We start from the raw sequence: 20,402 nt of genomic DNA on the forward strand, positions 1-20,402 counted from the left end.
ATCCCATGGCGTTATATGGACTGACTCTGGCGCTCGGCCTGCTCGTGGGAATGAGCCTGACCGCTCACGCCGACCCCCTGGACGAACCCCTCAAGCCCCTGCCCCCGATTCCAACCCTGGACCCCAAGCGCGTCCAGCTGGGACTGCGACTGTTCAATGACCCGCGGCTGTCGGTCAACAACACCCTGTCCTGTGCCAGTTGCCATCGCCTGGACAAGGGCGGTGCCGACGACAAACAATTTTCCCTGGGCTTCGACGGCAAGCCCGTGGAAGTCAATACGCCCACCGTGTTCAATGCCGGCCTCAATTTCCACCAGTTCTGGGATGGCCGCGTCGATACGCTGGAAGAACAAGTGCATGTCGTGGTGACCAGTCCCGTCGAAATGGGCAGCACCTGGGAAACGGTGGTCAAGCGCATCGCCGACGACCCCGGCTACGCCAAGGACTTCAAGGACGCCTATCCCGATGGCGTGACCAAGCCCAATATCCAAAGCGCCCTGGCCGACTACGAGCGCACCTTGCAGACACCCAACTCGCGTTTCGACCGATACCTGCTGGGCGATACCGACATCCTCACGCCTCGGGAGAAGTTCGGTTACCAGCGCTTCAAGGAATACGGCTGCATCGCTTGCCACCAGGGCGTGAACATGGGCGGTAACATGTTTCAGAAATTCGGCGTCATGGGTGACTACATCGGTGACCGGGGCAACCCGACCCGGGCCGACGAAGGACGCTTCAACATCACCGGCGATGAAAACGATCGCCAGGTGTTCAAAGTACCCAGCCTGCGCAACGTGGCCGTCACCGCCCCGTATTTCCACGACGGATCGGCGCCAACCCTGGAACGCGCAGTGGAGGTCATGTTCAGGTACCAACTGGGTCGTGAGCCCCTCAAGAACGACACGACACTGATCGTCGAATTCCTCAAGACCCTGACCGGTGAATGGGAGGGCAAGCCCCTATGACCCTCTTCCGTCGCCTCGGCCTGGCCTTCATCGGCGTTCTGCTGGCGGGCATCCTGCTGTTCATGTACGTCAATTCGGGTGCCCAGCAGGCCGCCTCGTACATTGAGTCCCGGGACCTGATCCGCCTGCTCAAGCAACAGGACGCCATCTGGGACAACGAAGTCCTCAAGTCGCGGATCGCCCTGACCCACAACTACGACCCGCTGGTCTCGCCCCTGCATGAGATGGCACGCCTGTGGCAGCGTCTGGACGCCATCGAATCGGAACCGGGGCGCCACGGGCCGTCGCTCTGGGAGGCCCAGCGCGACGAGTATCTCAAGGCGGTCAAGGAAAAAACCCGTCTGGTAGAACAGTTCAAATCCCATAACGCTGTGTTGCGCAACTCCCTGGCCTTCCTGCCCACCGGCGAGGACGACATCCAGGGCCAGTTCGCCCGACTGCCCGACACGTACAGGTTGGAGTTGCAGAACGTTGCCATCGACACCTACGACCTGTTGCTCAGCAGCATGGAGTTCGCCCAGCTCAGCTCCCCAGAGATAGCAGCCGAGGTACTGCTGGGTTTGAACCAGCTGGATGTCAACAAGGAGCGCCTGCCTGAGGGGCTGCTCAATTCCATCGAAGTCCTGCGCAGACACATCGGCGTGATCCTGCGCGAACAGCCAAGGGTCAATGAATTATTAATGGGCATCGAAGCGGTCCCCTTGGCCGATCGCCTGGACACCATCACTGTCCTGCTAGAGAAAGACCAGGAAAAAGCCGCCGCCAAATACGAGCGCAACCACGTTTACCTGCTGGTGTTCGCCACATTCCTGGTATTGATACTGATCTGGCTGGCGTTCCGGCTGATCCGCAGCTTCGCCGAGATCAAGCGGGTCAACAACGCCCTGCAAACCGCCAACGACGAACTGGAACAAAGGGTCGAAGAGCGTACTCGCCAACTCAAGGACACCCAGAGCGAATTGATGGACACCGCCCGCCAGGCCGGCATGGCGGAAATCGCCACCAACGTGCTGCACAACGTCGGCAACGTGCTCAACAGCGTGAACATCTCCGCCGACCTGGTCAGCCGCAAACTGCGCAGCAGCAAGGCGCTGGGACTGGGCAAGGCGATGCAACTGATCAACGAACACACCGACGACCTCGGACACTTCCTCACTGAGGATGCGAAAGGCAAGCTGCTGCCCGGTTACCTCAACCAATTGGTCGAGGCCATCGCCTCGGAGCAGCAGAGCCTGACCGATGAACTGGCCCAGTTGAGCAAGAGCGTGGATCACATCAAGGACATCGTCTCTACACAGCAATCCTATGCCGGGGCCAACAGCCTGCTGGAACCTCTGGTGGTCAGCGAACTGCTCGAAGACGCCCTGCGCATGAACTCCGGCGCCCTGACCCGCCATCATGTTACGGTGATCAAGGATTACGGCGAGGTGCCGCGGATCATGGGCGACAAGCACCGCTTGCTGTTGATCCTGATCAACCTGATCAGCAACGCCAAATACGCCATGGCCGGGGTGTCCAACCATGCGCGCAACATGACCCTCAAGGCCGCCGTCATCGATGGCCAGACCCTGCAAATCAGCGTCAAGGACGAAGGCGAAGGTATTCCGGAGGAAAACATGACGCGTATCTTCGCCCACGGTTTTACCACACGTAAGGAAGGCCACGGCTTTGGCCTGCACAGTTGTGCATTGGCGGCCATTGAAATGAACGGCCACCTCACCGCCCACAGTGAGGGGCCAGGCAAAGGGGCGACCTTCGAATTGCAGGTGCCCTTGAAACTTGCAGAAGGTGAACCATGAACAGCCTGAGTAACCGCCGCATCCTGTTGATCGACGATACACCCGCCATTCATGAAGATTTCCGCAAGATCCTCACCCCCGAGGATGAGCGCAACACGGACTTGCAGGACATGGAAAGCGCGCTGTTTGGCGAGGCGCCGAAACCTGCCGCCACCGTGTTCGAACTCGACTCGGCCTATGGCGGGCAGGAAGGCCTGAACAAATTGCTGGCGGCAGCGGCCAAGGAACGGCCCTATGCCCTGGCCTTTGTCGACATGCGCATGCCAGAAGGCTGGGACGGCGCCAAGACCATCGAGGAACTCTGGAAGCGCGACCCGCAGTTGCAAGTGGTGGTGTGCACCGCCTATTCGGATTACTCCTGGGATGAACTGCTCGACCGCCTGAACGGCCACGACCGCTTGCTGATCCTGAAGAAGCCGTTCGACAACATCGAAGTCCAACAGATGGCCAACACCCTGACCACCAAATGGGAAATGACTTCCCGTGCGCAATTGAAAATGAACAAGCTCGAAGACCTGGTGGAGCAACGCACCCAGGCGTTCAGACAGGCCAGCGAGCTGCTGCAAATGGAGATCGACGAACGCAAGATGCTGGAAACCCAGCTGGTGCAATCGGAAAAACTCGCCTCGCTGGGCCAGTTGGCGGCCGGGGTGGCCCACGAAATCAACAACCCGATCGGCTTCATTTCCTCCAACCTGGGGGCACTGGACGGCTACTTCGGCAAACTCCAGGAAATGCTCAGCGCCTACGGCAGCGCCGAAGAGGCCATCGCCTCGCCGGAGCTGGTGGTGAACCTGAGGAAGCTGCGCGAACAGGTGGAACTGGATTTCCTGGTCGAAGACATTCCCCTGTTGATCAAGGAGTCCAAGGATGGCATCGGCCGGGTCGGGCAGATCGTCAAGGACCTGAAGGACTTCTCCCGCGTCGATTCCAGCCAGGAATGGCAGATGGCCAATTTGCAGCAAGGCATGGATTCGACCTTGAACATCGTCGCCAATGAGATCAAGTACAAGGCCGACGTGGTCAAGGAGTACACGCCGTTGCCGGAGGTGGAATGCCTGCCGTCGCAGATCAACCAGGTGATCATGAACCTGATCGTCAACGCCGCCCAAGCCATCGGCCCCGAACGCGGCACCATCACCCTGCGCAACGGTGTCAGTGACGAAACCGTCTGGATCGAAGTGGCCGACAACGGTTCGGGCATTCCTCCTGAAACCTTGCAAAAGATCTTCGACCCGTTCTTCACCACCAAACCCATCGGCCAAGGCACCGGGCTCGGGCTATCGTTGTCCTACGGCATCGTGAAAAAACACAACGGCGAGATCACCGTACGCAGCGAAGTCGGCGTCGGCACCACCTTCCGCGTGGAGTTGCCGGTGCGGCAGATGAAGCAAGCGGGCTGAGCCATCCCGGCGGATCAAACTGTGGGAGCAAGCTCCCTCGCCACAATGGCCCCGCGTTTCACCGCCGCTCCCACAGGTTTTTCTGGCCTTCATAAACTGATTACACCAGCCAACACACCGCCCCTGTGGCGAGGGAGCTTGCTCCCGCTCGGCGGCGCAGCCGTCGTAAAACCGGCTGGTGCGGTCTGCCTGAACGATTGCAATGATCCGATTGGGGCCGCTTCGCAGCCCAGCGGGAGCAAGCTCCCTCGCCACAATGGCCCGCACTGTGCCGCAAGTTCAGTTGTGGGAGCTTGGGCCCTCGCCACAGGGTGCATTCCAAGCTAATGTCTCGCCAATCGCTCAACCCCAAGGAAACCGTATGAGCCTGTCGTTGCTGAGCCGTTACGCCTTCTTTGCTGGCTGTGTCATCTTCACCCTCGCCAGCCTGCCCTTCCTGCAACACGACTGGCTCTGGCCGATTGCGCTGGTGACCGGTCTGTTGAGCCTGCTGGGGTTGTTCGACCTGCTGCAAAGCCGCCACGCCGTTCGGCGCAACTATCCGATCCTGGGCAATATCCGCTACCTGGTCGAAGGCATCCGCCCGGAGATCCGCCAGTACCTGCTGGAATCCGACAGCGATGCCCTGCCCTTCTCCCGAGCCCAACGCTCATTGGTGTATTCCCGGGCCAAGAACGAAAGCGCCGACAAACCGTTCGGCACCTTGATCGACGTGTACCAGACCGGCTTCGAATTCATTGGCCACTCCATGCGTCCGGCCCCGCTGAGCGACCCCAGCGGTTTTCGGGTGACGGTCGGCGGCCCACAGTGCACGCAACCGTATTCAGCCTCGGTGTTCAACATCTCGGCCATGAGCTTTGGCTCCCTGAGCGCCAACGCCATCCGGGCATTGAACCAGGGAGCCAAGCTGGGCAACTTCGCCCATGACACCGGTGAAGGCAGCATCAGCCCCTACCACCGCGAACACGGCGGCGACCTTACCTGGGAATTGGGCAGCGGCTATTTTGGCTGTCGCACCCGCGACGGGCGCTTCGACCCCGAGCGCTTCGCCGTCCAGGCACAGAACCCGCAAGTGCGGATGATCGAAATCAAGATGAGCCAGGGCGCCAAGCCCGGTCATGGCGGCATCCTGCCCAAGCACAAGGTCACCCGGGAAATCGCCGAGACCCGCGGCATCCTCATGGGCGAGGATTGTGTGTCGCCGTCATGCCACAGCGCGTTTTCCACACCCATCGAACTGATGCAGTTCGTCCAGCAACTGCGTGAGCTGTCCGGCGGCAAACCGGTGGGCTTCAAGTTCTGCCTGGGTCACCCGTGGGAATTCATGGGCATCGCCAAGGCCATGCTGGAAACCGGGATCCTGCCCGACTTCATCGTGGTGGACGGCAAGGAAGGCGGCACAGGCGCGGCGCCGGTGGAGTTCACCGACCACATCGGCGTGCCATTGCGCGAGGGCCTGCTGTTCGTGCACAACACCCTGGTGGGCCTGAACCTGCGGGACAAGATCAAGCTGGGCGCCAGTGGCAAGATCGTCAGCGCCTTCGACATCGCCAGCGTCCTGGCCATCGGCGCCGACTGGGCCAACGCCGCGCGCGGCTTCATGTTCGCCATCGGCTGCATCCAGTCGCAAAGCTGCCACACCAACAAATGCCCCACCGGCGTCGCCACCCAGGACACCCTGCGCCAGCGCGCCCTGGTGGTCCCGGACAAAGCCCAACGGGTCTACAACTTCCACCGCAACACCCTCAAGGCCCTGGCCGAAATGCTCGCCGCCGCCGGCCTCGACCATCCTTCGCAATTGCAGCCTAAGCACCTGGTGCGGCGTATGTCGGCGACCGAGGTGAAGTTGTTCTCCCAACTACACGTCTTCTTGAAGCCGGGGGAACTGCTGACTGGCGAGGTCAACGGCCAGTTCTATTCGCGGATGTGGCAAATGGCGCGGGCGGACAGTTTTGAGCCGCGGGAGGTGGTGGCTGCGTAATTGAAGCTTTATGACCCCCTTCCTCTGGGAGGGATGAGGTTTTAAGGGTGTACAAAGAAGCAACCATTTCGCCCTCGACAAAGGTAAGGGTTTGCTTCCAATCATTTTCCAGTAGCGTCCTGAAAACTGTTGCAGTCTTGGGTCCTATCCACCAGACGTTGCCTGTGCTGCATTCAAGTACATGCAAATTAGTGAAGTAGTTCAATCGATTGCCTTCGGGAAGCAAGGCGTATCCGCCACGATCGGCAACGTTAAAGAAGATGCCGAGGGATGTGTCGATATAAAATTTCGGCCAAACTCCCGTTTCGTTGTAATAGATGAACGGCAGGTACCAAATTAAAGACTCAAAGACTATTTCGTCGTTTGGTCTCGCCTCTTTTTTGACTGTAGCCGCCAGCACGTCAAGTCTATAACTCTTGCGCAACTCGGTTCCATCCAGGCCATCAGTCAGTCGATATACCGACTGCAATCCTTGAACCTCTACTGCTACCGCAATCATCACGATCAAGACGAGTATGGCAGTTCGCCGAATCGATATATCCAGAGCAACCGCGACAATCAAAGGTATCCCGACCGCTGCAAATGTCAGATACCGAGGCGCAAACACAGGAACAACCAACGTTGCCATAGCCAGGAAGACTGTTGGAATAAAAAAGCAACCGACCACTAGACCGCTGATACGATGCAGGCGGTTTTCTTTCCAAATCAAAATGACCGCGCATGCAACAACTATCATTAATGGCACCGCACGCAACAACAAGGATTGCGTTCCCCATGCGTTCATAGCGGTAAACTGCCAAACAAGACTTAACACCGCCTCCCCCGTGACAGGCGAGAGCCATACGCCCCCCGCCGAAAGATGATCAATAAAATGAGGCAACCAAGGCACATACAACACAACGATTACAGCGTTAGCTAGAAGCCAAGGCAGCATCGGTAACGCGGTATCCGCCCCGGCACGGCCCGACCACCAGTAACACCAATGAACAAGCACATACAGTGCTGCGAAATAGTGCGTATAAAACGCTGCTGTCATTAGCAGCACATAAATGATCTGGAAGCGTTTTTTTTCCGGTTCTTTAACCCAGCACACCAATGCCACGGTTGCGCCCATCAGCCAGAATCCAAGCAGTGAGTACATGCGCGCTTCCTGGCTGTAACGGATCGAGATCGGCAGCAACGCCAATAATAATGCGGCCATCCAGGTTGCTCTTCGCGTGGCAACCAAACTCATCAACTTAATGCTCAGCAAGACCGTACCCACGTCGGCTATCACACTGAGCGACCTTACCTCCATGGCCCCGTCGTCGAACATCATCATCCAGTAGTGCAGCACGAGGTAATAAAGCGGTGGGTGAACATCTCGTGCCGTAATAGACCAGATCTGCCATGGCTCGTGCCTGGCAAGCAGCACGCTAAAGGCTTCGTCATACCAGATGGCAGGCAGCGTGATCTCATGAAATCGCACGGCCAGCGCAAGAACCGTCACAGCAGCCAGTGCTGAGCGGTCCAGGCCAATCAGTGAGTTGCTGAGAAAATCGTTCGATAACGTTTTCACGGGGCGCTCCCGACCCAACCGGCCCTTTGCCTGACGCCGTTCAATCTACGTTCTGCATCAACACAGGGTCTACTGTAAGAACTAACAGGTACCTATCCTGTTGTTCCGTGTTGCGTGGCGAGGGGAATATTTATCCCCGTTTGACTGCGCAGCAGGCACAAAGCTCACGGAAAACTGGACGGGTTTTCGGACCCCAATAGAAAGCCCCGATCATCTGACCGGGGCTTTCTCATACATCGCAATAAACCTACGAAGCCGAACGCACCGAGCCCGCTACATCACCGGTCGGCTGCAACTTGAAGGTGTAGAACAACACCGTCAGCAACACCAGGAACGCCGGGCCGACATACAACGCCACGCGCGTATCCGGGAAGTACGCCATCAGCCCCACCACTAGCACCAGGAATGCCAGCGCCAGGTACGAGCTGACCGGGTACAGCCACATGCGGTACTTGAGGGCCGCACGTTCTGAAGCGCTCAGGCCTTTGCGGAATTTGAGCTGGGCCAGCAGGATCATCACCCAGGTCCAGATCGCGCCGAACGTGGCAATGGACGTCACCCAGACAAAGACTTTCTCCGGCACCAGGTAATTGAGCAGCACGCCCAGCAGCAATGCGGCGATGGACAGCAACAGTGCGCGGCGCGGTACGCCATTGCTGGAAGTCTTGGCGAAACCGGCAGGGGCCTGGCCGTTCTGCGCCAGGCTGTAGAGCATCCGCCCGGTGCTGAAGATCCCGCCGTTGCAGGACGACAGCGCGGCGGTGATCACCACGAAATTGATGATGCCGGCGGCGGTCTTGATGCCCAGGCGCTCGAAGGTCATCACGAAGGGGCTGCCCTGGGTGCCAATCTCGTTCCACGGGTAGATCGACAGGATCACGAACAGCGCGCCGACGTAGAACAGCAGGATCCGCCAGAACACCGAGCCGATGGCGTTGGGGATGGTTTTCTGCGGGTTCTTCGCTTCACCGGCGGTCAGGCCGATCATCTCGACGCCCAGGTAGGCGAACATGACCATTTGCAGGGACATCAACACGCCGGACACGCCGTTGGGCATGAAGCCGCCGTGGGCCCAGAGGTTGGAGATGCCCAGGGCCACGCCGTCGTTACCGAAGCCGAAGGCAATGATGCCGACGCCGCCAATGACCATGGCGATGATGGTGACGATCTTGATCAGGGCGAACCAGAATTCGAATTCGCCGAAGGCCTTGACCGCGATCAGGTTGATCGAGCCCATGCTGACCAGCGCGGCCAGAGCCCAGATCCAACGGGGCACGTCGGGGAACCAGATGCCCATGTACACGGCAACGGCGGTGATTTCCGCGACGCAGGTCACCAGCCACAGGAACCAGTAGTTCCAGCCGGTCAGGAAGCCGGCCAATGGGCCGAGGTAATCCTGGGCATAACGGCTGAACGAACCGGCCACCGGGTTGTGCACGGCCATTTCACCGAGGGCGCGCATGATCACCAGGATCGCCAGGCCGCCAATGATGTAGGAGAGCATGATCGCCGGGCCGGCCATTTCAATGGCCTTGGCCGAGCCGAGGAACAGCCCGACACCGATGCAGGCGCCAAGGGCCATCAGGCGGATATGCCGCTCGCCGAGTTCACGTTTGAGCGGACCACCCTGGGCGGTCTCGCCATGGGGCAGATGATTGCCGACAGGCATAGGGATAAACCTCGTCTTGTTATTGGATTAGCCACCGAGTGTCCAAGACCACAGGCCGGTAAGCCTGCCGCCTTGCCGAAACCGGGCCTGCCTTGTGGACAGACCGTCCTGTGGAACGACAACCTCAGGATCAGCGGGTCGTGCAGTATAAAAAGCCAGGGATAGAGAGTTTCACTGTAAAACCTGTAAAATTCAGGGATTACTCTCCGCAGGAATCAGGTTTTGGAGAGGTGCTGTCTGAGATCCAGGTCATTCGGAAAACGCCGCCGAGTATTGCACAGTGATGGTGCAGCGTCATGTTTTGGCATGGCGCGAGGGCCCTAGTGCAAGGCTTTCAGCCCCCCAACCCTCTGGTTCCCCCCTGTGGCGAGGGAGCTTGCTCCCGCTCGGCTGCGCAGCAGCCGCCCGCTTTTAATAGCTGAAAAGCGAGGGCGGCTTCGCCCCCCAGCGGGAGCAAGCTCCCTCGCCACAAAAAGCGGCTAAAGCCACACCGTGTCCCACAGTGGGTAATCGCCAATCCTATCTACTAGCCCAGCCCGAAGCGGATTGGCAATGATGTAGCGAGCGGAAGGCCGAAGGTCGTCATTGTCGCGGATCGCGCGGTCATGGAAGCCGCTTTGCCAGAAGGCGCCCTTTCTGTTCATTGCTCGATTGATTGTTAGGGTGCTGCGGGATTTGACCGTCTGCATCACTTGTGTGAGCTGAGCTTGCTCTAGCTGCACCAGCCAATGCAGATGGTCCGGCATCACAACCCAAGCCAGCGAATTGACCTGACCTCGCTCATGAGCCAGGCGCATTTCTGCAATCAGTAAGCGGCCCAGTCGCCAATCCTTGAAGATCGGTGTACGTCGGTGAACGACCGTAGTGACGAGATAACCTCGCCCCGGTTCCGAAGAGCGTCCGCGACGTAAGCGATGAGAGTTTGGGCGTGAAGGACGCATTCCTTGGCTTCCTGTGGTTGAGGTGTCTACTTACGGTAGCCTCACCCGCGACGATCCGACGCGATGATGGTTGAGCGACTTTTCCGAAAACGGCGTAGTACCAGTGGCGAGGGAGCTTGCTCCCGCTGGGTGGCGAAGCCGCCCCCGCTTTTCAACCCCGGAAAACGCTTCAGGCATACCACCGTTGCGTCTGCTGCGCAGCCGAGCGGGAGCAAGCTCCCTCGCCACAAAAGCGCCTCAGGCCAAGACGACCCAAGCACTGTGCATTCTTCGCGCAAGGCTGGTAATCACCTCTCCGGAAAACACACCTACCGTGGCGAGGGAGCTTGCTCCCGCTGGGTGGCGCAGCCGCCCCGCTTTTCAATCCCGGAAAACGCTTCAGCCATGTCTCCGTTGCGTCTGCTGCGCAGCCGAGCGGGAGCAAGCTCCCTCGCCACAAAAGCGCCTCAGGCCAAGACGACCCAAGCACTGTGCATTCTTCGCGCAAGGCTGGTAATCACCTCTCCGGAAAACACACCTACCGTGGCGAGGGAGCTTGCTCCCGCTGGGTGGCGCAGCCGCCCCGCTTTTCAACCCCGGAAAACGCTTCAGGCATACCACCGTGGCGTCTGCTGCGCAGCCGAGCGGGAGCAAGCTCCCTCGCCACAAAAGCTCGTTGGCCAGTGGCATCTCACAAATGCTCGTGTATGGGCTTGCCGACAATTTCCCCTCCCCCCACGCCAACCACCGTCTAAGCTTCAAGCAAGTCCGATCAATCTGCTTAATGGATCAGTCGACTATGGGCGCTTTGTGGCAAACCGATTCGAATGAACCTGTGGTCCCGACTGAACGTATGGAAGAAGCGCCTTTACCTCAAAAAAAACGCCGCGCACGGCATGGCTGGCGGGCATTCTGGTTGTTGTTGCTGATTATCGTCGTGGTGGTCGGCCTGGCGGCGGCCAAGGAAATGCGCACATCGCGGTTTCAGGCCCGGGAGCTCAGCAAATACGCCGCGTCCCTGAGTTATTCGGTGCAGCCGGGGCCCAGCGATGCCATCGTCTACCCAGGCGCAGGCCCGTTCGATCGGCGCCTGGGCTACAGCGCGCTGGGGGAGTTCCTGCCACGCCTGCTCAAGCGTGACTACGTGGTCCAGGCCCAGGCGCGGTTTTCGCCAGCGTTGATGGGCTACGTCGAAAAAGGCCTGTTCGTGCCCTATGCGGAAAAGATCCAGGCCGGGCTGACCATCACCGATTGCCGCGCCGCGCCGGTCTATCAGTTCAAGTACCCGCAGCAGTTGTATGCGAACTTCGACGCTATCCCGCCCGTGGTGGTGCAAAGCCTGTTGTTCATCGAGAACCGTTTTCTGCTCGACCCCAAGCAACCCTTGGCCAACCCGGCCGTGGACTGGCCGCGCTTCGGCATGGCGGCCTGGTCGCAAGTCGCCAAGCTGCTGAGCCTGCCGGGGCAGTCCGCCGGGGGCAGCACCTTGGCGACACAACTGGAGAAGTACCGTCACTCGCCTGAAGGCCTGACCGTGTCCGGTGCGGAGAAGATCCGCCAGATGATTTCCGCCAGCGTCCGTGCTTACCAGGCCGGCCCGCAGACCCTCGAGGCGCGGCAACGGATCATCCGCGACTACCTCAACAGCGTGCCACTCTCCGCCGTGCCGGGGCACGGTGAAGTCCACGGCATGGCCGAAGGCTTGCGGGTCTGGTACGGCGCCGATTTCAAGCGCGCCAATGAACGCTTGTCCAGCACCGCCACCGACCCCAAGAGCCTGGCGGAAAAAGGCCTGGCCCTGCGGGAAATGCTGTCATTGATGATCGCCCAGCGCCGGCCATCCCATTACCTGTCCAAGGGCCACGATGAACTGGCGCGCCTGACCGACAGCCACATCCGTCTGCTGGCCCAGAACGGCGTGATCGACGCGGCGTTGTCCGAGGCGGCCCTGGCGAGCAAGGTCAGTTATCGCGACTGGGTTCAGGACCCGACCGTCCAGCCCATCGAAACCAACAAAGGCATCAGCGCCGCCCGCAGTCGCCTTGCCGCGCTGCTCAATCGCCCGCTGTACGACCTCGATCGCCTCGACCTCTCCGCCACCAGCACCTTGCAAAGCGACTTGCAGGCCCAGGCCACCGACTACCTCAAGCGCCTGGCCGACCCGGCCTTCGCGACCGAGATCGGCCTGATGGGCGAACGCCTGCTGACCCCCACCAGCACCGCCCAGGTACGCTACAGCTTCACCCTGCTGGAACTGACCCCCGATGGCTCGCGCGTGCGGGTGCAGACCGACAGCACCGACCAGCCCTTCGACATCAACGAAGGCAGCAAACTGGAACTGGGCTCCACCGCCAAGTTGCGCGTGCTCACCACTTACCTGCAGATCATCGCCGAACTGCACGAGCGTTATGCCCAGCAGACCCCGGCGGCGTTGAAGAAAACCGAGGTCGCCGAGCAGGATCGCCTGTCCCGCTGGGCGGTGGACTACTTGATTGAAAACACCGACCGCAGCCTGCCGAAGATGCTCGAAGCCGCGCTGGACCGCAAATATTCAGCCAGCCCCGGCGAGGCGTTCTTTACCGGTGGCGGGCTGCACACATTCCACAACTTCCGCAAGGAAGACGACGGCCGCCTGCCCACGCTGCGCGACTCCCTGCGCGAATCCATCAACCTGCCGTTCATTCGCCTGATGCGCGACCTGGTGCGCTACGCCACCTACGCCGGGCCCAACAACAGTTCCGAACTGCTCAAGGACGACAAGGATCCGCGCCGCCAGGAATACCTGGCCCAGTTCGCCGACCGCGAAGGCACGTCGTTCCTGCTCAGGTTCTGGAAGAAGTACCAGAAAAAGGACACCGGCCAGCGCCTCGAAACCTTTCTCGACGGCATGCGCCCTACCGCGATCCGCCTGGCCGCCGTGCACCGTTATTTCTTTCCCAACGACAGCCAGGAGAACTTCAACCGCTTCGTCCGCGCGCATTTGAAGTCGGCCAAGAGCGTCGAAAAGCTCACCGACGAACGCCTGGAACGGCTCTACCAAAGCTATGGCCCCGGCGCCTATGACCTGCCGGACCAGGGTTTCATCGCCAAGGTCCACCCGCTGGACTTGTGGTTGATGGGTTACCTGCTGAACAACCCCGACGCCAAGTTCAGCCAGATCGTCAAGGCCAGCCAGTTCGAGCGCCAGGAGGTCTACAGCTGGCTGTTCAAGAGCCGGCACAAGAGCGCCCGCGACAGTCGCATCCGCACCATGCTGGAGATCGAAGCCTTCCTGGATATTCACCAGCGCTGGCAGCAGGTCGGCTATCCGTTCGACCACCTGGTACCGTCGCTGGCCACCGCCATCGGCAGCTCCGGCGACCGCCCCGCCGCGTTGGCGGAACTGGTGGGTACCATCCTCAACGATGGCATCCGGCAACCGGCCTTGCGCGTCGACAGCCTGGACTTTGCCGTCAATACGCCCTATGAAACCCGCCTGGTCAACGACCCGGACAACGGCAAACGCGTGATGCCGGTAGAAGTGGCCCAGGCCTTGCGCGGTGCGTTATCCCAAGTGGTGGATGCCGGCACCGCGAAACGCGTGGCCGGCAGTTTCAAGCTGGCTGACGGGACGCCGCTGGCCATGGGCGGCAAGACCGGCACCGGCGATAACCGCATCGAAGCGGTCGGCTCCGGTGGGCGGGTGATCAGTTCCAAATCGATCAACCGCACCGCCACCTTCGTGTTCTACATCGGCGACAGCCATTTCGGCACCCTCACCGCCTTCGTGCCAGGCGCGTCGGCGCAGAACTTCAAGTTCACCTCGGCCTTGCCGGTGCAGGTGCTCAAGGGCATGGCACCGTTTCTCTCGCCGTACTTGCAGCCGGGGACGCATACCCAGTGCAAGCCGTTGGTGGCGGAGCAGTAGGAGCTGACGAGTGCAACGAGGCTGCGATCTTTGCGCAGGCACTTGAGTCCCAAGCGAAAGATCAAAAGATCGCAGCCTTCGGCAGCTCCTACAGGGCTCACGCCCGCTTGGCGATGCGATGTTTCGCTAAACCCCCTCGCCACAATCAGAGGTTGATTCGCGGCACCGCGTCGAAGATCACTGTGAAGTCGGCGTTATACATCCCGGGAGAGAGTGGGCGGGTAGGCGAGTTCGCCACAACGACGCGCATGTCCGCCTGGGTACCGGGTGTGGACGTGGCATCATCCACGACTTCCTGGGGCAGATTGTCCAGAGGCACACCGTTGAATAAAACCCTCAAGCTCACAATATCTATCCCGTTGGTCAGATGGACAGCCCCCGTGCTCGCGCCGCCCTCAATGTAGGCGTGAACCGAACCCTCGGTGTTCTTCACATCGAAGGTGTGACGCAAAGAGGTAAATTTGTAGGTCAGGGGGTTGTAGTACATGTATTCGTCCTTACCAAACTCCGGATCCCGCGGCTGCACATGAAACTGCTTGTTCGGAATGTTCGCGGTGATATGAATGGACGAGCGTGCATCATCGCCCGCCAGCACCCACGGAGAACTCAAGGCAGCGACACCCAGGACAGTCACGAACACCATCTTTTTAAACATGTTTGACTCCTTTTTATAATAAATAAAACCCGTGGCGAGGGAGCTTGCTCCCGCTGGGTGGCGCAGCCGCCCTCGCTTTTCAACCCGCTGAAAAAACCTCCAGCCATGCCATCGTTGCGACTGCTGCGCAGCCGAGCGGGAGCAAGCTCCCTCGCCACAGGGTTCTATGCAGATGCTCCATTCCATGAGCCTCACCATTCCATGCACTTGCGCTGATTCGCTCTACGGCGCAGTCGCGTCGAACACCATGTGCACCGTGCCGTAGTAATCGCCAGGCTTGTACTCGTCATCGGGCTTGATGGCGGCGATGACCAGCGGTACCTGGCGCCCGGGCCGGGCTTCGGTGGCCGAGACCACTTGGGCCGAATCAAGGGTCAATACGACGTTGTTGAACGTCACGCGCAAGTCAATGCGCTCACGGCCATTGGACAAGTACGCCTCTTCCCCCAGGCGTGCGCCGATGGCGCCGTTGCTGTTCTTCACCTCATAGGTCGCCCGCAGTGGGCTGAGTTCGCTGGTGATCGTGCTGAAGGGCAAGCGCTGCTCGCGCTGGACCAATTGCGGGTCCAGCGGCAACACGTAGAAGTCGGCCGTCGGGATGGTCACGTAGACTTCGAACGTTTCCCGCTCCACCGCCCCCCAGGCCGAAACCCAAGGCAATGTCAGGGCGGTCAATGCGAGGGGGCGTAGTGTCTTGAACATTTTGCTTACCTCTGGCGTCAACGACGGCTCGGCGACGGCGGCCATCAACCTTTGATCTCGACATTTTTCTTCTGGTTGCCTTCCACCAGCGTGAAGCGGTATTGCCGCCCCGCTTCCTTGTCGAACGAGAAGCTCTGGCCGCTCTTGACGTGGTGTTTGGTGGTGGGCTTGCAGTCGTTCTCTTTCAGCGCCACGCAGTCCTTGAACTCATCGATCACCACCACCGTGTTGCCGTTATTGCGCAACTGGTAGCGGCTGGCACTGTCGTCGATCACGGTCTCGTAACGGGTGTTCTTGGGCCGCACGAAAAACACCGTGCCGTAACCCGCCAGCACCTTGACCCCGGCGGCCACGCGCTCCTTCTTATATTCCTCGCGCTCTTCGGCGCTGATGGCGAACTCGTCTTCGGCTTCCGGCACCACCGGCACGAAACGCACCCGGAAGTAACGTTCCTTGTCGCGGTTACCCATGAACAGCAACCGCGTGCCCTGCACCCCGTTGGCCGGCACGATCAGCCGCGCCGGGCTGGCCATCAACCCGTCCTTGGCCTGGGCGCTGGCCTGGTTCTGCAGCGGCACTTCCTGGTAGGTGCCGTCCTCGTTGTAGATGATTTCCAGGATGTTGACCTTGACGAACGCCGTGGACGTCCCGCCGTTGAACACCCGTTTCATGTAGGTGCTTTTGTCGCCGTCGAGGTAGTCGTAGACCACCCCCACCCCAATCTGCGGCCCAGCCTGGGCCACGCCGCAAAACAGATAGATCCCAACCCATGCCAATAGATGTTTCATCGCTTTTCCAACCCTCATGCAGTCAACACAACTCATTGAATTTTTTGCGGCCAGCCGGCCACTCAGACTTCCGAATCCCAGATCACCGTAACGTTGCCGCTGTAGGCTTTGGCGCCGCTGTCCAGCATCTGCTCGACGCTGCTCTGGCCTACCTCGAAATGCAGCATTCCCAAGCGTCGATCGACGTATAAACCTGGCTGGAACAGCTCGGTGCCACTGCCATCGCGCAGCAGCCGACGGCGAGTGACCGGTTGCCCGCCGGCGTCCGTCAAGCCGTCGGGCAGGGTCACGCTGACATCCACTGGCACGGCATGGCCGGTGGCGGTCTCGGTGATTGCGCAGGTGTTGCCGCTGATGTGTTCGCACTCAAGGCCCATTTTGAAACGGGATGAGGCGGAGATATGAAAGCGCTGGTCGCGGAACAGCCGCGTCGGTTTGCGACCGCTGTTCAACCAGGCCTGCCAGCCTTCCTGGGGCACCAGTTCGACGCGGTTGCCGCCGGGGGGGATTTCGACTTTGAGGGTGTGCTCGACGTCGAGCTTGAAATTGAGGGTGACTGCCGAGTCACTGGGAATCATGACGTCTCCCAGGTCGAGATCCAGTCCAGGGCCAAGGGTATAGGTCAGTGTCCCCATGTATTGGCCGGAGGACATTTTCAAAGGGTTAGGCGTCCGCAGTTCGTAGGCAAAGTCCAGATAGGAGTAAGCCATACTGGGAACCACATAGCTGGCCCTTTTGGCACACACACCTTCTACCGGGGTCTTCCAGAAAAATTGGTAGGTAGTATTGGTGTAGTATCCAACCCCGCTGTATAGGCAGGGCGCAGGCGCATACACCCAACTTTTTTGATAGCCGCCCCATAAGTTTTGATGAGCAGTTCGGGCATCCACGCCGCCACCGACCAAGTCGATGACGCTGACGGGAAGCTGGTATCGCGAACCTATACCGGACCACCGCACCTCCACGACTTCAGTTTCGCCCGTACCGGCATGGGTCACCTGTGCCGTACGCCAAGTGGCAGGCACTTTGAACATAGCCCCTTGCCGAGAGTCTCCATGGCCTGCCTGGATAGGGCTGATCGATTGAGTTGTAATGGGCAACCGAACGCTGAACATTCTTGTCGTTCGGCATTCAGCCGGATGCTCTGCGCAATAACCACTCACCGGCGTGGTATTGGCAAACGTATTCTCGTTGGGCTTCGACGCATCAGGTCTGAAGACTGCGGTGATGTCCCGTGTCAAGGCACTGGCCTCGGGCAAACAGACCAACGACAGCACCGAAACCAGGGTGCGCACTATTATCGGTAAACGTTTCATCTCGCTCTCACAACAAATCGGCTTGAATAGGCCAAGCCATGCCTGTCTAAACTTCCGAATCCCAGATCACCGTGACATTGCCGCTGTAGGCCTTGGCGCCGGTGTCCAGCATCTGCTCGACGCTGCCCTGGCCCACCTCGAAGTGCAGCGCCCCAAGCCTGCGATCCACATAAAACCCCGGCTGGAGCAACTCGGTGCCACTGCCATCGCGCAATAAACGCCGACGGTTGACCGGTTGCCCGGCGCCGTCCGTCAAGCCCTCGGGCAGGGTCACGCTGACGTCCACCGGCACGGCGTGACCGGTGCCGGTTTCGGCGATCGCGCAGGTGTTGCCGCTGATGTGTTGGCACTCAAGGCCCATCTTGAAACGTGACGAGGCCGAGATATGAAAGCGCTGGTCGCGAAACAGGCGCGTCGGCTTGCGTCCGCTGTTGAGCCAGGCTTGCCAGCCTTCCGGGGGCACCAGTTCGACGCGGTTACCGCCAGGGGGCACTTCGACCTTGAGGGTGTGCTCGACGTCGAGTTTGAAATTGAGGGTGATCACCGAATCATTGGGGAGCATGACGTCGCCCATGTCGAAGTCCTGCCCCGGCCCAACGCCATAGCTCACCGAGCCCCGGTATTGACCGGACGACATCTTCAAGGGGTTGGGTGTGCGCAGTTCGTAGGCGAAATCCAGGTGGCGGTAGGACATGCTGGGGATCAAGTAGCTGGCCCTCTTCGCGCACACGCCTTCGACGGGGGTCTTCCAGAAAAAGTTATAGATCAGGTGGTTCATCGTCCCAAAATTGGTGGACTGACAGGGTGAAGGCGCGTACCTGAAACTGGAGCCGCTCCATAACCGCCTATGGGCGGTGGTGAGATCCACGCCGCCACCGACCAGCTCGATGACGCTGACAGGCAGTTGGTAGCGCGAACCGATGCCGGATATGCGGACTTGAACGATCTCGGTTTCGCCCGTATCGGTGTGGGTCACCTGCGCCAGACGCCAAGTGGCCGGTACATCGAACATCGCCCCTTGCCGCGAATCCCCATGGTTGGCCTGAATGGGCCCGGTCGACTCGAAGACAATGGGCACCTGGAGACTGAACATTTTTTCCCTGTCGCAGACCGCCGGATACAGCGCGCAATAACCCGAAACCGGGGTGGTATTGAGGAAAGTGTTTTCATTGGGCTTCGAGGGATCGGGCCTGAATAGTGCGCTGACATCCTTGTTTACGGCATGAGCCGTCGATACACAGGCCAACACCATCACCGATACCATGCCTTGCACTGCCATTGGTAACTGCTTCATCTACCCTTCCCTCACATTTGGCTCGGACCGGCCAAGCCATTCCTTTTTAAACTTCTGAATCCCAGATCACCGTCACATCGCCGGAGTAGGTGGTGGCGCCGCTGTCGAGCATCTGTTCGACGCTGCCCTGGCCGACCTCGAAATGCAGCATTCCCGAGCGCCGGTCGACGTACAAACCCGGCTGGAACAACTCGGTGCCACTGCCATCGCGCACCAGCCGGCGGCGGTTGACCGGTTGCCCGGAGGCGTCCGTCAGGCCGTCGGGCAAGGTCACGCTGACGTCCACCGGCACGGCATGACCGGTGCCGGTTTCGGTGATCGCGCAGGTGTTGCCGCTGACGTGTTGGCATTCGAGCGCCATCTTGAAACGCGAAGAGGCGGAGATATGGAAGCGCTGGTCGCGGAACAGTCGAGTGGGTTTTCGGCCGCTGTTGAGCCAGGCTTGCCAGCCTTCCGGGGGCACCAGTTCGACGCGGTTGCCACCGGGGGGGATTTCGACCTTGAGGGTGTGTTCGACAGTGAGCTCGAAGTCGAGGGTCAGGGCCGAATCGTTGGGAAGCATGACATCGCCCATATCAATGTCCTGTCCCGGTCCGACGCTATACGTTAACGAACCCGTGTATCGTCCAGACGACATTTTCAGGGGATTAGGTGTGCGCAGCTCGTAGCCAAAATCCAGATAGGAATAACTCATTCCAGGAACAAGATAATAGGCCATCTTGGCGCATGAATTTTCTTCCGGAGTTCTCCAAAAAAAATTGTAGGTGCTAGCCGTGAGATCCCCATAACCCGTGCTCGTACAAGGCCGAGGGGCAAAAGACCAGCTAGTGCGCCATAACAATGAATGAGCCACTACATCACTCATTCCCCCACCGACTAAGTTGACAGCGCTATCAGAGAGTCGATATTGCGAACCGATACCGGACCAACGAATTTCAACGCTTTCCGTCTCGCCCGTACTGGCATGAGTGACCCATACCGTTCGCCAATCGGCGGGCAATTTAAACATCGCACCGCTCCGAGGATCGTCATGATAGGGCTGGATAGGACTGGTCGAATTGAAGGATAAAGGCAGCCGAATGCTGAACATCGTCCCGCAGTGCGTTGGATGCGTCGAGCAGTAACCACTCTGTGGAGTGGTGTTGGTAAAGGTATTCTCGTTGGGTTTTGACGGGTCTGGCCTGAACACCGCAGTGATATCCTGGCTCGCAGCATTGGTCACAGGCACACACGCAAACAGCAACACCGAGACCACGCTGCGCACTGCAACCGATAAGGGTTTCATTTATACAACCTCATACATCAAGACAAATCACTGCAAATAAGGGTGTAACGCTGCTCAAGGAACTCAGAAGAAACCGTGGCGAGGGAGCTTGCTCCCGCTGGACGCGACAGCGTCCCCTACGATGCGATGGCTGGCCTGGAGAGGCTGCTGCGCAGCCCAG

Annotated in this window: 14 protein-coding genes and 1 pseudogene; 6 read left to right on the plus strand and 9 right to left on the minus strand. The window is 59.7% G+C overall.

What is annotated here, in order from left to right; translation table 11 throughout:
* Positions 1–5: 5 nt before the first annotated feature.
* The 5 genes and pseudogenes from AD659_RS21110 (at position 6) to AD659_RS21125 (ending at position 6,148) form a co-directional block, all read left to right on the plus strand.
* On the plus strand, positions 6–965 hold the full coding sequence (locus AD659_RS21110; RefSeq protein WP_053124750.1) for a cytochrome-c peroxidase: 960 nt from the start codon (positions 6–8) through the stop codon (positions 963–965).
* Positions 962–2,764, plus strand: a complete 1,803-nt coding sequence (locus AD659_RS21115) for a DAHL domain-containing protein (RefSeq protein WP_053124752.1) — start codon at positions 962–964, stop codon at positions 2,762–2,764. Before AD659_RS21110 ends, AD659_RS21115 begins: the two co-directional genes overlap by 4 nt.
* 590 nt (positions 2,765–3,354) lie before the next feature.
* Positions 3,355–3,441 (plus strand): annotated as a pseudogene (locus AD659_RS30580) (hypothetical protein); the annotation flags it as partial.
* A 291-nt stretch (positions 3,442–3,732) separates the two neighbouring features.
* Positions 3,733–4,167, plus strand: coding sequence for a sensor histidine kinase (locus AD659_RS30585; RefSeq protein WP_408003323.1), 435 nt, complete (start codon positions 3,733–3,735; stop codon positions 4,165–4,167).
* A 361-nt stretch (positions 4,168–4,528) separates the two neighbouring features.
* Positions 4,529–6,148, plus strand: coding sequence for an FMN-binding glutamate synthase family protein (locus tag AD659_RS21125; protein WP_053124756.1), 1,620 nt, complete (start codon positions 4,529–4,531; stop codon positions 6,146–6,148).
* Here AD659_RS21125 and AD659_RS21130 read toward each other — a convergent pair.
* The 3 genes from AD659_RS21130 to AD659_RS21140 form a co-directional block, all read right to left on the minus strand.
* The gene (locus AD659_RS21130; protein WP_053124758.1) at positions 6,069–7,706 is read right to left on the minus strand and encodes a glycosyltransferase family 39 protein; all 1,638 of its coding nucleotides are present in this window, start codon (positions 7,704–7,706) and stop codon (positions 6,069–6,071) included. The two genes, AD659_RS21125 and AD659_RS21130, sit on opposite strands and share 80 nt — an antisense overlap.
* Before the next feature lie 247 nt (positions 7,707–7,953).
* Positions 7,954–9,375: an amino acid permease gene (locus AD659_RS21135; protein ID WP_053124760.1), complete on the minus strand. Its 1,422-nt coding sequence runs from the start codon at positions 9,373–9,375 to the stop codon at positions 7,954–7,956.
* Positions 9,376–9,854: 479 nt separating this feature from the next.
* Positions 9,855–10,316: an REP-associated tyrosine transposase gene (locus AD659_RS21140; protein ID WP_053124762.1), complete on the minus strand. Its 462-nt coding sequence runs from the start codon at positions 10,314–10,316 to the stop codon at positions 9,855–9,857.
* Between the two features lie 778 nt (positions 10,317–11,094).
* Between AD659_RS21140 and AD659_RS21145 the strand changes: the two genes are divergently transcribed.
* Entirely contained in the window at positions 11,095–14,202 is a 3,108-nt protein-coding gene (locus AD659_RS21145) for a transglycosylase domain-containing protein (RefSeq protein ID WP_053124764.1), read from the plus strand.
* A gap of 145 nt (positions 14,203–14,347) precedes the next feature.
* Here the strand turns inward: AD659_RS21145 and AD659_RS21150 are convergent, their stop codons facing one another.
* The 6 genes from AD659_RS21150 to AD659_RS21175 all read right to left on the minus strand — a co-directional run bounded on the left by AD659_RS21150 (position 14,348) and on the right by AD659_RS21175 (position 20,242).
* On the minus strand, positions 14,348–14,857 hold the full coding sequence (locus tag AD659_RS21150; RefSeq protein WP_053124766.1) for a CS1 type fimbrial major subunit: 510 nt from the start codon (positions 14,855–14,857) through the stop codon (positions 14,348–14,350).
* Between the two features lie 222 nt (positions 14,858–15,079).
* On the minus strand, positions 15,080–15,559 hold the full coding sequence (locus tag AD659_RS21155) for a CS1 type fimbrial major subunit (RefSeq protein WP_053124891.1): 480 nt from the start codon (positions 15,557–15,559) through the stop codon (positions 15,080–15,082).
* Positions 15,560–15,603: 44 nt separating this feature from the next.
* On the minus strand, positions 15,604–16,347 hold the full coding sequence (locus AD659_RS21160; RefSeq protein WP_053124768.1) for a pilus assembly protein: 744 nt from the start codon (positions 16,345–16,347) through the stop codon (positions 15,604–15,606).
* 62 nt (positions 16,348–16,409) lie between these two features.
* Positions 16,410–17,663, minus strand: a complete 1,254-nt coding sequence (locus tag AD659_RS21165; protein ID WP_053124770.1) for a hypothetical protein — start codon at positions 17,661–17,663, stop codon at positions 16,410–16,412.
* A 46-nt stretch (positions 17,664–17,709) separates the two neighbouring features.
* Positions 17,710–18,942, minus strand: coding sequence for a hypothetical protein (locus AD659_RS21170; RefSeq protein ID WP_053124893.1), 1,233 nt, complete (start codon positions 18,940–18,942; stop codon positions 17,710–17,712).
* Between the two features lie 61 nt (positions 18,943–19,003).
* Positions 19,004–20,242 (minus strand): hypothetical protein, encoded by a 1,239-nt coding sequence (locus tag AD659_RS21175; protein WP_053124772.1) that lies wholly within the window; start codon positions 20,240–20,242, stop codon positions 19,004–19,006.
* Positions 20,243–20,402: the final 160 nt, after the last annotated feature.

Source organism: Pseudomonas thivervalensis, from assembly GCF_001269655.1.
Lineage (GTDB): Bacteria > Pseudomonadota > Gammaproteobacteria > Pseudomonadales > Pseudomonadaceae > Aquipseudomonas > Aquipseudomonas thivervalensis.

Bases quoted from the DNA above. Each gene is read 5' to 3' on its own strand.
- AD659_RS21150 (WP_053124766.1), bottom strand. From the start codon at position 14,857: ATGTTTAAAAAGATGGTGTTCGTGACTGTCCTGGGTGTCGCTGCCTTG.
- AD659_RS21110 (WP_053124750.1), top strand. From the start codon at position 6: ATGGCGTTATATGGACTGACTCTGGCGCTCGGCCTGCTCGTGGGAATG.
- AD659_RS21160 (WP_053124768.1), bottom strand. From the start codon at position 16,347: ATGAAACATCTATTGGCATGGGTTGGGATCTATCTGTTTTGCGGCGTG.
- AD659_RS21145 (WP_053124764.1), top strand. From the start codon at position 11,095: ATGGGCGCTTTGTGGCAAACCGATTCGAATGAACCTGTGGTCCCGACT.
- AD659_RS21125 (WP_053124756.1), top strand. From the start codon at position 4,529: ATGAGCCTGTCGTTGCTGAGCCGTTACGCCTTCTTTGCTGGCTGTGTC.
- AD659_RS21135 (WP_053124760.1), bottom strand. From the start codon at position 9,375: ATGCCTGTCGGCAATCATCTGCCCCATGGCGAGACCGCCCAGGGTGGT.
- AD659_RS21175 (WP_053124772.1), bottom strand. From the start codon at position 20,242: ATGAAACCCTTATCGGTTGCAGTGCGCAGCGTGGTCTCGGTGTTGCTG.
- AD659_RS30585 (WP_408003323.1), top strand. From the start codon at position 3,733: ATGGATTCGACCTTGAACATCGTCGCCAATGAGATCAAGTACAAGGCC.
- AD659_RS21115 (WP_053124752.1), top strand. From the start codon at position 962: ATGACCCTCTTCCGTCGCCTCGGCCTGGCCTTCATCGGCGTTCTGCTG.
- AD659_RS21170 (WP_053124893.1), bottom strand. From the start codon at position 18,942: ATGGCAGTGCAAGGCATGGTATCGGTGATGGTGTTGGCCTGTGTATCG.
- AD659_RS21155 (WP_053124891.1), bottom strand. From the start codon at position 15,559: ATGTTCAAGACACTACGCCCCCTCGCATTGACCGCCCTGACATTGCCT.
- AD659_RS21140 (WP_053124762.1), bottom strand. From the start codon at position 10,316: ATGCGTCCTTCACGCCCAAACTCTCATCGCTTACGTCGCGGACGCTCT.
- AD659_RS21165 (WP_053124770.1), bottom strand. From the start codon at position 17,663: ATGAAACGTTTACCGATAATAGTGCGCACCCTGGTTTCGGTGCTGTCG.